Source organism: Chryseobacterium sp. RU33C, assembly GCF_900156015.1.
GTDB lineage: Bacteria > Bacteroidota > Bacteroidia > Flavobacteriales > Weeksellaceae > Chryseobacterium > Chryseobacterium candidae.
Genome location: NZ_FTMT01000005.1, coordinates 229,754 through 242,351 on the forward strand (window position 1 = coordinate 229,754; position 12,598 = coordinate 242,351).

Here is a 12,598-nt window from a genome sequence, read left to right on the forward strand (position 1 = left end):
TAAACACAAATGTAAGTACTATTGTTTCGGTCAATAGAAGATGATAATGAAGTTAAGTCTGCATTGTGATTTTTTATTTAGGAGATACAAGTGCTGAATAAAAAAAGAATGAAAAATTTTGAATTGTTCTTAAGCGGATCGGGAATACCTATTTTCTATATAAAAATAGGGCTAGGTTTCGTGTTCTCGTTTTTAATTACATTTTTCTCTATTCCTACCATCGTCAAGATTTCACGAAGAAAGAATCTTATGGATGAGCCTGGAATAAGAAGCTCGCACCTTAGAGAAATTCCCAATCTTGGTGGAATTGCCATCTTTTATTCAATAGGAATATGTGCTTCTATTTTTGCCTATGAATTATTTGATCTTTACAAATTTTTATTTGCCTCATTAATTATCCTTCTCTATGTAGGCGTAATGGATGATATTGTAGTAATGAGGGCTTACAAAAAACTCGTTGCACAAATTGTTGTTTCTTCCCTGATTGTTATTGGTTCTGATATCAGAATCAGAAGCTTATTCGGAATCTTTGGAGTATACGAGCTGGAGTACTTTGTAAGTGTGATATTCAGTATCGTAACATTTATTATTCTGATTAATGCATTCAATCTGATTGACGGGATAGATGGGCTGGCAGGCGGCTATTCTGTGATCTGCAGCGCTCTGTTTGGAATAAGCTATTACCGTTTGGGAGAGTATAACTATCCGCTGGTGATATTATCCGTTGTTATTATCGGAACTGTACTGGCATTTTTGTATTATAATTTATCAAACTACCGTACCCGCAAAATATTTATGGGAGATACAGGCTCTATGCTCCTTGGTTTTTTATTAGCTTTTACATCTATTTGTTTTATAGATATTTTTATAGATAAAAATCTGATAGATGTACCTAGATATCACCTTCAGTCTGCTCCTGTAGTAGCGGTAGCCATTCTGATTCTTCCGATTGTAGATACTTTAAATGTAATTATGATCAGGCTTTATAATAAAAAATCTCCATTTGATGCCGATAAAAACCATATTCATCATAAATTGCTGAAATTGAACCTTACCCATAGGAGATCTACTTTCTATATTATCCTTTACTATCTGATGATTGTAGGAGTAGCTTATTATTTAAGACATATTAATGTCAATCTTTTATTATTGGTGATTATTTCAATAGGTTTTTTTGGCGCTTATTTGCCAGATTTGCTATATCGTTTAAGAAATAACAAAAATTAACAATTAAATATTACTTTTGTAAACAATATTATATATGATGAAAAACTTTAAATATTTATTTTTAATATTCCCTCTTTTAGTTACCTCATGTATTACAACAAAGGATGTAAGATATTTACAGCCAAGTGAGAGTCTCGTAATTAATGAGGAAGGTCTTGTTCCCTACAATATTCCCGTATATAGGATTACTAAAAATGATATCCTTAATCTTAACATTGTTACAACGCCCAAAGGAGATGCTGCACAGTTTTACTCTTCTTACAATTCCTCCGGAGGAATTGGAACCGGAAGTGTATCAAATTCTGCTCTATCAGGCGGAGGTATAGCAGGCGGAGGTGGAGTTGGAGGCAATTCCGGGGTAAGCAGAGGAGGAAATATGAATTTTTATTTTAACGGACTCAAAGTAGACTCCAATGGTGATATCAATGTTTTTGGAATTGGCTATGTAAAAGCGGAAGGGAGAACATTAGAAGATATTAGAAAAGAAATTCAGGAAAAAGTAAATGAAAATTTTCAGGAAGGTAAGTCTGAAGTACGTTTGAATACAGACGGTATCACCTATTATATTCTTGGCGATGTAGAAACTACAGGGCTTTCAGGAGAGAAAGTAGCTCATAAAAACACTCTTACCATTACTGAAGCGTTAGCTATTAATGGTGGGCTGAACAGAACGATCGATAAGAAAGAGATCGTTATCCACAGAAAACTTCCGGAAGGAATCAAAATTGCCAAAATAGACCTTACCCGGGAAGATCTTATGAACTCTCCTTTTTATTATGTTCAGAATGGTGATGAAATCTATCTGAATACAAGAGCAAAAAGCTTGAATGGATTCGGAAAAGATCCTATTCAGACTTTAACAACTGGAGTTTCGGTAATTACTACAGCATTGTCTATTTATTTACTTCTTAAAAATCTTTAGTCATGATTCCAGAAAGAGTAAACGCTGCAGAGAAAAATAATTCTCAGAAAGAAAAGTATGGATCATTTGCATTGTTTGATTTAGAGCACTTTTTAAGAAGGGTTCTTAAGAACTGGTATTGGTTTGTATTCATGTTTTTTATCGGCTATGCGATTGCATGGGTATACACTCATTACTATGCACAAAATATTTATGCATCAGACTTGTCATTAAGTACTTCCAGTAAAGGGTCTGAGTTTTTACCCACACAGGCTAATCAATCTATCAATTTCATTTGGGGAGATACCGGAAATCAGGATGGGCTTTATCTGAAGAAAATGCTTTTATCCAGATCACATAACGAATTTTTGGTAAAAGAACTGGATCTTTATGTCAATTATTCTACCAAAGGACTGATAAAATCTACTTACCTGGATAAAGATGATTCACCAGTTTTTCTTCAGATTGATAAAAAACATCTTCAACAGATTAATTATCCTATTACTCTGATACCCAAAGGAGATGGAGCGTATCAGGTGGTTTTACCCGAGGAAGGAGAATCTACAAACTTATATAATTATGAAGTTGAAGGTTTCCAGAATATCAGCGCATATAGCAGACCTGCTGATAAAATCATTAAAATCAATGAGTGGTACAATTCACCTAACCTGAGATTCAGACTGGTTAGAAATCCTGTTCCTTCTAAAATCAAGCTGGATAATATCATTGTAAATCTGAAGTCCATAAATGAGAGTGTGAATGAGATTGTTTCTACCACAGGTGTAGACTTTGATAAAGAAATAAGATCAATCATGATTATTACCAAAACAGGATATAATCTTAATAGTACAGTTAATTTCCTTAATAAATCTGTTGCAGAACTACAAAAAAAGAGATTGGCTGATAAAAATATAGTTAATAAGAACACAGACATTTTTTTAAAAGAAAATCTGGATAATATCCGTAAAAAGCTTGATTCAAGTGCTAATGTGCTGAATTATTTAAAAACCTCAGAAAAACTTTATAATATTAAAGACAGAGATGAAAAATCTCTTGAAAAAATAAAAGATCTGGAGGCTAAAAAAGCAGATATCATAAGCAAAATCAACTCACTTAACAATATAAAAAACACCCTGCAGTCTCAGAATTTTGATAAAATGATTGGAACCAATGCTGCAGGTTTTGAAGATGGAGTATTCTCAGCAACAGTTTCTGAACTGAAAGCTTTATATACTAAAAAAGCAGAAATGGCTACTATTTATAAGCCGTCATCAGAGCCAATGAGAGAAATCAACAGGCTTATTGATGAAGCAAGGATGGGATCATCAAACAGTTTAAGAGGATACTATAACAGATATTATGATGAGATCAGTAAAATTGATAGTGATATTTCAGGAGCCAACTCAGATTTAGCTTCTTACCCTGAAAAAGAAAGGAGATATTTAGATGCAGAGAGAGGATATAATATGATTGAGGCCACTTATAATAGTCTTTTGGGAAGACAAAGTGATACAAAGATGAGAATGGCTACCAATCAATCTGATATTACCGTGATTGACCCTGCTAAAAATCTGGGACAAAGACCTATAGGGCCGAATGTGAAGTTAGCGAAAATAGCTATTATCTCTGGATTGCTGCTGCTTCCTTTACTGTTCATCTTTGTGGGTGAAGTATTAGATAGTAAAATCAGAAATATTAAAGAGCTGTTAGGCGCTACGAAAATTCCACTTCTTGGAGTAATAGGAAATAACAGCAATGAAAATATGCTTACTGTTCTGGAGCAGCCAAAGTCATCTGTATCTGAGGCCTTCAGGGGAATAAGAGCCAATATGAGATTCTTAATGGATAATGAAAGTGAGAAAGGAAAAGTTATTTTGATTACATCCTCCATTGGAGGAGAAGGAAAAACTTATATTTCTATCAATTTGGCATCTGTAATAGGATTAAGTGACAAAAAAACAATATTATTAGGAATGGATCTTAGAAAGCCGAAAATATTTGGAGACTTTAAGATTGATAATAAATATGGTATATCAAATTATCTTACAGGAGAAGTAGGTATTGACCAGATTATTAACAAAACTAAGATCTCTAATCTTGATGTTGCTACTTCAGGTCCTATTCCGCCAAACCCATCTGAACTTTTAATGAGCCAGAGAAATATCAGATTTATAGAAGAGCTTAAAGAAAAATATGATTTCATTATTATAGATTCACCACCTGTAGGTCTTGTGGCCGACTCATATGAGCTCATGAAGCATTCTGATGCTAATATTTATGTTGTAAGACATGAATATACAGAAAAGTATATGCTGAAAATGATTACTGAAAAGTATCACAATGACGAAGTTAATAATCTGGGACTTGTTTATAATGATTATAATACCAAACAGGGCTACGGATATGGCTACGGTTACGGATATGGTTATGGTTACGGATATTTTGATGAAGATAAAAACTATAAAGAGCCATTACTAATAAGGATCAGAAATAAAGTACAGGTATTATTCAATAAAAAATAAAGCATTAAACCCTCATTTAATGGGGGTTTTTCATGTGTAAAATATTTTCATTCTATGGAAAAAAGAATATTTTTGCCACTTTGCCGTTTACTTTATAACAAATTATGTTTTTTTGTTTATTTTTAACTAAACATTAAGATTATCATTAATATAAAAATGTTTTATATTTGCAAAAATTAAATTTTAAAATAACCATAAATCCATATTCTTTTATGAATAAAAAATTATTGTTTAGCTTCCTTGCCTTCCTTGGAGTGGTAAGTGTTAAAGCACAAAGAAACGAATTGGGAGTTCGTCTAGGTATGAGTAACCTAGTGGGAGATGTAGGAAGGACAAATTATATTTTACAGAAGCCGTTGGATTTAAGCAGAGTGTCAGATTGGGGCATCCCATTTTATGGTGGTTTATTATACAGATTTAATTTTAACCCGCATCAGACCGTTAGATTGGATTTAGGATATAACCAGATTCAGTTTAGTGATAAGGCGGCAAAAGAAGATTATAGAAGAAATAGAAACTCATACGGAAAAAATAATGTGTATGAGGCGAGTTTAATGTTTGAATATAACTTTTTTCCAGTAAATAACGAGCAGATCAGCATGCTGAGCCCTTACATCTTCGGAGGTATTGGTGCTTTGATGTTTGATGCTCCTAAAGCGACTCTTGTGAATGATTTCAGAAGGGATGCTGACGGTGTGGCGCAGGCTCCGGTCAATGAATTGGATTTTACAACCACCACAGATTATTCATTAGGAAAAAAAGTAACAATGCATATCCCTTTTGGGGTGGGTTTGAAGTATAAATTCAACCATACCTGGGCTATATTTGCAGAAGCTACGTTCAGATATACATTAACGGACCAGCTGGATCATAGTAAGATCCTTTCCAAAGATGTAAAAACTTCTTTCAATGCTGATATTTTGGACCCTGCTACAGGTGGTTCATTATTACAGTCAGGAAATTATTATGCGGTTTCTAAAGAAAGAGAAGCAGAGTTTATTAAAAAGAGAAATATTGGAGATGGAAGATCCAACGACTGGATAAATACATTCAGTTTAGGACTTACATATTCGTTCGGAAGACCTCCGTGTTATTGTGAATAATATGTCGTTGATTAAAGAAAAAATAAATTCTGAGAATTTACCAAAACACGTAGCCATCATTATGGATGGCAATGGAAGATGGGCAAAATCTCGTGGCGAAGAAAGAACTTTCGGTCACAAAAATGCCATTAATGCAGTAAGAAATGCCATTAATGCATGTAATGAGATTAATATCCCCTATTTAACACTGTATACATTCTCTTCGGAAAACTGGAACCGTCCAAGTGAAGAAGTGAATACCCTTATGAATCTGTTGGTAGAGACCTTGCTGCTGGAAGCAGAAGAAATCTTCAGCAAAGGATTGAGAATGCATGTTATAGGGAATCTTGAGAAACTGCCTGTATTAGTAAAAGAGCAGTTGGAACGTGTGGTAGAGCTTACAAAAGAAAACACAAAAGGAAACCTTGTATTGGCTATTAGCTATGGCTCGCAAAATGAAATACTGGAAGCCGTAAAAAATATAAGTTCTGATGTAAAAGAAGGAAAAGTAGAGATAGAAAATATAAACGAAAGTTTATTCGAAAACTATCTTTATACAAAAGATTTTCCTCCTGTAGATTTACTGATCAGAACCAGCGGCGAAATAAGGATAAGCAACTTCCTGCTTTGGCAGATTGCTTATGCAGAATTACAGTTTTTAAATGTTCTGTGGCCGGATTTCACCAAAGATATTTTTTTCCAATGTATTGTTGATTATCAAAACAAGGAAAGAAGATATGGTTTAACCGGTGAACAGGTAAATGGCCAATAAAATTTTAAGAAAAGAAAGACTCGATAAAATGAAGTTTAGACTATTACCCATCATTATGTTTGCTGCTTCTGCACATTTTTATGGACAAGTAACTCCACAAGACAGCACAAAAGTAAATAATGCTGTACACGCAGAAAATGAGGCAGGAACTTATACACTTAAAGACATTGTTGTAGATGGGGTAAAAAAATATACACCAGCTCAGATCTTAAGATTTACCGGCCTTACAAAAGGAGAAAGTGTAGACATTCCGGGACAGAAAATCAGCAATGCTGTAAAAAAACTTTGGGATACCCAATCTTTTTCTGAAGTGGAAGTTTATGTTCAAAGCATTGAAGGACAGACGATCGTTCTGAAATTTTACCTGCAGGATCTGAAAGAACTTGGAGAAGTTAAATTTTCAGGAAAAGGAATCGGTAAATCTAAAAGTGAAAAACTGGCAAAGGATAACAACCTTAAACCAGGAACTAAGATTACTCAGAACTTAGTTTCAAGCCTTAAAACCAATGTCCCTAAAGACTACATCAAAAAAGGTTTTGCTGATGCTAAGATCACGATTCAGGATAAAGTGAATGCAGGAGATCCTGCGTTAGTAGACTGGACCATCAATGTCGATAAAGGTAAAAGAATTAAAATAGACCATATTGAATTTGAAGGGAATGAAAATGTAACCGACAGAAAACTTAGAAATAAAGCTTTCAAAGAAACTAAACAAAAACGTTTCGGTATCGGTGGAATATTGAAGTCCTCAAAATTCATTGAAGATAAATATCAGGAAGATAAGCAGAGTCTTATCAGTTATTACAACTCCCTTGGATACAGAGACGCTAAAATTGTTTCAGATTCTGTATGGAGAAACAAAAGAAATAACTACGAAATCAATGTAAAACTTAATGAAGGTAAAAAATATTATATCGGGGATGTTACGTTCACGGGGAATACAGTTTACTCTACAGAATATTTACAAAGATTATTAGGATATAAGAAAGGTGATATTTACGATGCTGTAGGTTTCAACAAAAAAGTTGGTGAAGACGGAGGTAAAGAAGATGATTCAGATATCAAATCTGTTTATATGAACAATGGATATCTTTTCTCTAATGTAACACCTGTTGAAAAATCAGTGTCTGGTGATGCCGTAAACCTTGAAATAAGAATTAATGAAGGAGAACAGGCTACCTGGAATAAAGTAACATGGCAGGGAAATACGACAACCCATGACCACGTGATTCTTAGAGCTCTAAGAACAAAGCCGGGAGAGCTATTCAAGAAAACAGAAATTAAGAGAACCTATTTCGATTTGGCAGGGATGTCATTCTTTGACCCTCAGCAAATCGGGCAGGATATTCAGCCAAATCAGGTGGATAATACTGTAGATATCAACTGGAAGCTTGTAGAAAAAGGATCTTCACAGGTTCAGTTACAGGCAGGTTACGGTGGGAACAGCTTTATCGGTACTTTAGGATTAACATTTAATAACTTTTCGTTAAAGAATTTCCTTAAGTTTAAAGATTTCAAACCGGTACCTCAGGGAGACGGACAAACGTTTTCTATTCAGGTACAGGCCGGACAATACTTCCAGAATTACGGAGTGTCATTCTCAGAACCTTGGCTATTTGGTACAAGACCAACAGCCCTTTCTGTAAGTTTGAATAACTCAAGAGTAAGATATACAGATCAGTACGGAGCCGCTCAGAAGTTAAATATCTTCTCCGCTTCAGTAGGATTAAACAGACTCTTAAACTGGCCTGATGATTATTTCTCACTTTACACTGGTTTACAGTTCCAGAAGTATGACTTCAATAACTATCCGTTTCAGTTTGGAGATACCACAGAAAATAATGGTACTGCCAATAACTTCAGTATCAACCTGGGACTGAGCAGAAACTCAGCAGGTATTGACCCTATTTTCCCAACAATGGGATCCAATATTGAGCTTTCAGCAAAACTGACTCCTCCATACTCATTGTTTAAGAAGAAAGATTACTCCACAATGTCACCAATTGACAAATATAAGTGGATGGAATTCTATAAGATTAAATTCAAAGCAGATGTTTACAATGAGATCATAGGAAAACTTGTCTTGAGATCTTCTGCAGAAATGGGATTCATGGATGGATATAACAACCAGTTGGGTGCTCCGCCATTTGAAAGATTCTATATGGGAGGTACAGGTCTTTTCGGAGGTCGATATGACGGTAGAGAATTGATTCCTTTAAGAGGATATGAAAATGCCAGTACAGAAGGAGGTCAGGCTGATGATATTACTCAAAGAGGAGGAGGTACAATCTATAACAGATTTACTTTAGAACTAAGATACCCGATCTCAATGAGCCAGACGGCAAAAATCTACGCTTTGACATTCGCTGAAGGTGGTAACGTATGGAATTCATGGAGTTCTTACAGCCCATTCCAGTTGAAAAGATCAGTCGGAATTGGTGTAAGAGTTTATATGGGGGCATTTGGATTGATCGGATTCGACTTTGCACTAGGTCTTGATAAGACAATTTCAGGTGATAAGTCCGGATGGAGAAACCACTTCTTGATGAACCAAACATTATAATTACAAAGATGAAGCACTTTAAAATAATTTTCACATTCGCATTACTCTTACTTTTCGGCTTGAACAATGCCCAGAAAATCGGAGTAGTGGATACTAATGAAATTTTAAATAAATTACCTCAGTACAAAGAAGCTGAAGCAAGATTAAATTCTCAGATCGATACCTGGGAATCTGAACTTCAAAGCCTTCAATCTGAATATGAAAGAAAAAAGGCTGCTTTTGAAAGTGAAAAAGTTTTATTAATAGGTGACCAGCTTAAGCTTAGAGAAAAAGAAGTTGCCGATCTTGATAAAAATATCAAAACAACAACAAGTTTGCGCTTTGGAGCTAACGGTGAAATTACAAAACTGAGAACAAACCTGGTTCAGCCTTTTCAGGATCAGATCTGGGGTGCCATCAAAACAATGTCCGAAAAAAATGGCTTGGGCATAGTTCTTGATAAAAGCAATAACATTAGTGTTATTTTCCTTCAGTCAAAATATGATTACACCGAAAAAGTATTGTCTATTTTATTAAAAGGAACAGACAAGAAGGAAAAAACAAATAGTAAAGGCAAAAAATAATAAGGGAATTAACTTTTGCTATATTTTAAAATCTAAAAACAAATTAAATTATTTATTTACCAGTTATGAAAAAATTAAGTGTATTATTTGCAGCAGTAATGATGGTTGTATCTGTAGGTATGGCAAAAGCTCAAAAAATTGCTACTTTAGATGTAATGGGAGTTCTTAACGCAATGCCGGAGAAAAAGAAAGCAGATGCTGATCTTAAAACATTCTTAGATACTAAACAAGCAGAGATTAAGAAAAAAGCGGACGCAGCTCAAACTAAATATCAGCAATACCAAACTGAAGCTCCTAAGAAAACAGCTGATGAAAACAACGCTAGAGAAGCAGAAATGAAAAAATTAGCTGAAGAAATCCAGCAAATGCAGGAAAAAGCTCAAAAAGATCTACAGGCTAAGCAAGATGTAGCTTTCGGTCCTATTGAGAAAAAGCTAAATGAAGCAGTAGAAAAAGTTGCTAAAGCTAGCGGATATGATTATATTATGGATGCAAACTCAACAGCATTCCTTTATAAAGCAGGACCAGACGCAACAGCAGCTGTGAAGAAAGAATTGGGAATTCAATAATTTCAGCAAATTAACAAAGATTTATAAAACTAACCACCTCTTTTAGAGGTGGTTTTTTTATTTTTGCGGAATGGAAAAAGAAGTATCAACTACCGTCAAAGTTAGGTTTAGTGATTGTGATCCGATCGGACACTTGAATAATGTAAAATATCTTGAGTATATGTTCAATGCCAGAGAAGATCATGTAGAGACGTTTTATGGGTTTACCTATGAAGAATATACCAAGAAAACCGGCTGTACCTGGATTGCCATTCAAAATGAAATAGCCTATTTGAAAGAAGTAAGATATAATACACAGGTAGTGATCAGTAGCAAGACTATCGATGTACAGGATAGAACGGCAAAAGTCGAAATTTTAATGAAAAGTCTGGATGAGAAAACGGTTCATGCCGTACTTTGGGTGACTATTATTTATTTTAATGTCAAAACAAGAAAATCTGAAGTTCATCCCGAAGATATCAAAGAAATTTTTGATAAATTTTATGTGGATCTTATCCAAAAAGACTTCCAGTCAAGAGTGAAGTTCTTAAGGTCTCAGAATGCCAAAAACTCTTAATTCCATCTTATGGAAGAGTCCAATTTAAAAATTAATAATAAGCAAATGAAAAAAATAGCAGTAATAGGTAGTAACGGACAATTAGGAAACTGCATAAAAAAGATTGCCCCTGATTTTGAACATCTATATGAATTCTTATTTACAGATTCATCTATTTTAGATGTTACCAATCAAGAGCAGGTGAATGATTTCTTTTATGATAACAAACCTGATTATTGCATCAATGCCTCTGCATACACCGCAGTTGATATGGCAGAAAAGGAAAAAGAAAAAGCCTTTGCTGTTAATGCAGATGGAGTAGCTTACCTCGCTCAGGCGTGCGCGGATTTTAAATCTGTTCTGGTCCATATTTCTACAGATTACGTTTTTGATGGCACCACAAATCTTCCCTATTCTGAAGACGATTTTACCAATCCCATAGGTGTATATGGAGCATCAAAAAGAGAAGGAGAAGAGCTTGCTCTGGAAATCAATCCAAAAACAATCATCCTGAGAACTTCATGGCTGTATTCTGAGTTTAATAAGAACTTTGTGAAAACAATGTTGAATCTTTTCTCTCAGAAAGAAGAGTTGGGAATCGTTGCTGACCAGTTTGGACAACCAACCAATGCAAACGATTTAGCAGAAGCTATTATGAAGATTATCGAAGCACCACAGAAAACGTATGGCATTTTCCATTTCTCAAACTATCCGGAGACAAACTGGTTTGAGTTTGCCAAAAAAATTGCAGAATTTTCAAAATCACCAATAAAATTAAATCCATTAACCACTGAACAGTACCCAACTCCTGCCAAAAGACCTGTAAGAAGTACCATGTCTTTGGATAAAATAGAGAACGTTTACAAAATAGAACCCAAACATTGGGAAAACAGTCTTGAAGAATGTGTTGATATTCTTTCACACTAATACTATTATATATGAAGAATATTGCAATACTCTTTTCCGTATTATGTATTCAGCTGTGGAGTGCACAGAATGTTTATATGACCAGAGTTGAAAAAACAAATGACAACTCAGATAAGTTCTTCTTCAGGAAAGAAGCTGCCGTTGCAGATGCTATTTATTTAGGAGAGGTGGAAGTACAGGGTTTTTCAAAAGATGATGCACTCGTATTTTCCCTGGTATATAAAAAAGCAAAAGAGATTGGTGCCAATACATTTGAATTAAAACCTTTTGAAAATGTTGATGGAACCCCTCAGGCATTTAATGCTGCCAATTATAAAATCGCCTTATATTACACACCTAAAGAAAAGTTAAATGCTAAACATGGGGAGATGTATATATTTGCCTCCTCTGAAAAAGAACAGAAAATAAGCATTAACCGTAAAGATTACACTGTCGCTCCAAGATCTTTTTTAAAATTAAAAGTTATTCCAGGAGAAGTTTATACAATTTCAACCAGAAAACTATTGGGTTCTACAGTAAAAATTCAGCCAAAAGCTGATGATGACAATGTTTACTTCCAGATTTCATCTTTAAAAGTGAAACCGGATCACTCTGGGGTGGGAGGCTTAAACCTTAAATCAGGAGATATTATCGGTCTGGAAAAATCTTATGCAGAATTTTTGAGCGCTATCTATACAGAAAGTAAACTATAAAAACTAGCTATAATAAGCATATTTCTGATTTTGCTTTATATAAATTCTGATTTGAGAATTTTTGTTTAAAATTTTTCTCCCTGCTATCCAGCTGTTTAGGTTTAAATATTACGAAACGGTAAAATTTATGTTAACTAAACTTGTTTTGCGTTGTAATAAGTTATTATCTTTGCCCCACTGAAAACGAGAGAGAATCAGTAGCGCAGAAGAGCCTTTAGGTGGGCATAAACGATATTACTTCAAAA

The 12,598-nt window shown here is 34.5% G+C and carries 11 protein-coding genes; all 11 read left to right on the plus strand.

The genetic code is table 11. The features are described from left to right. Nucleotides 1-108 precede the first annotated feature (108 nt). The 11 genes from BW946_RS07160 to BW946_RS07210 all read left to right on the plus strand — a co-directional run bounded on the left by BW946_RS07160 (nt 109) and on the right by BW946_RS07210 (nt 12,353). Nucleotides 109-1,227 (plus strand): glycosyltransferase family 4 protein, encoded by a 1,119-nt coding sequence (locus tag BW946_RS07160; protein ID WP_076595509.1) that lies wholly within the window; start codon nt 109-111, stop codon nt 1,225-1,227. A gap of 34 nt (nt 1,228-1,261) precedes the next feature. Beyond that, complete coding sequence (locus tag BW946_RS07165; protein WP_076595510.1) at nt 1,262-2,149, plus strand: polysaccharide biosynthesis/export family protein; 888 nt, start codon at nt 1,262-1,264, stop codon at nt 2,147-2,149. 2 nt (nt 2,150-2,151) lie between these two features. Next, entirely contained in the window at nt 2,152-4,650 is a 2,499-nt protein-coding gene (locus BW946_RS07170; RefSeq protein WP_076595511.1) for an exopolysaccharide transport family protein, read from the plus strand. 212 nt (nt 4,651-4,862) lie between these two features. Continuing rightward, complete coding sequence (locus BW946_RS07175) at nt 4,863-5,753, plus strand: DUF6089 family protein (RefSeq protein WP_076595512.1); 891 nt, start codon at nt 4,863-4,865, stop codon at nt 5,751-5,753. 1 nt (nt 5,754) lies between these two features. Next, nucleotides 5,755-6,504 (plus strand): isoprenyl transferase, encoded by a 750-nt coding sequence (locus BW946_RS07180; RefSeq protein WP_076595513.1) that lies wholly within the window; start codon nt 5,755-5,757, stop codon nt 6,502-6,504. A 28-nt stretch (nt 6,505-6,532) separates the two neighbouring features. Then, on the plus strand, nt 6,533-9,067 hold the full coding sequence (gene bamA / locus BW946_RS07185; protein WP_076595528.1) for an outer membrane protein assembly factor BamA: 2,535 nt from the start codon (nt 6,533-6,535) through the stop codon (nt 9,065-9,067). A gap of 8 nt (nt 9,068-9,075) precedes the next feature. Continuing rightward, nucleotides 9,076-9,630, plus strand: coding sequence for an OmpH/Skp family outer membrane protein (locus tag BW946_RS07190; protein ID WP_076595529.1), 555 nt, complete (start codon nt 9,076-9,078; stop codon nt 9,628-9,630). A gap of 65 nt (nt 9,631-9,695) precedes the next feature. Continuing rightward, nucleotides 9,696-10,199 (plus strand): OmpH/Skp family outer membrane protein, encoded by a 504-nt coding sequence (locus BW946_RS07195; protein ID WP_076595514.1) that lies wholly within the window; start codon nt 9,696-9,698, stop codon nt 10,197-10,199. A gap of 70 nt (nt 10,200-10,269) precedes the next feature. Then, nucleotides 10,270-10,755 (plus strand): acyl-CoA thioesterase, encoded by a 486-nt coding sequence (locus BW946_RS07200; protein ID WP_076595515.1) that lies wholly within the window; start codon nt 10,270-10,272, stop codon nt 10,753-10,755. A gap of 9 nt (nt 10,756-10,764) precedes the next feature. Continuing rightward, a complete protein-coding gene (gene rfbD / locus BW946_RS07205; RefSeq protein WP_410493446.1) occupies nt 10,765-11,661 on the plus strand; it encodes a dTDP-4-dehydrorhamnose reductase in 897 nt (298 codons plus the stop codon). Nucleotides 11,662-11,672: 11 nt separating this feature from the next. Then, entirely contained in the window at nt 11,673-12,353 is a 681-nt protein-coding gene (locus tag BW946_RS07210) for a hypothetical protein (protein WP_076595517.1), read from the plus strand. Nucleotides 12,354-12,598 lie beyond the last annotated feature (245 nt).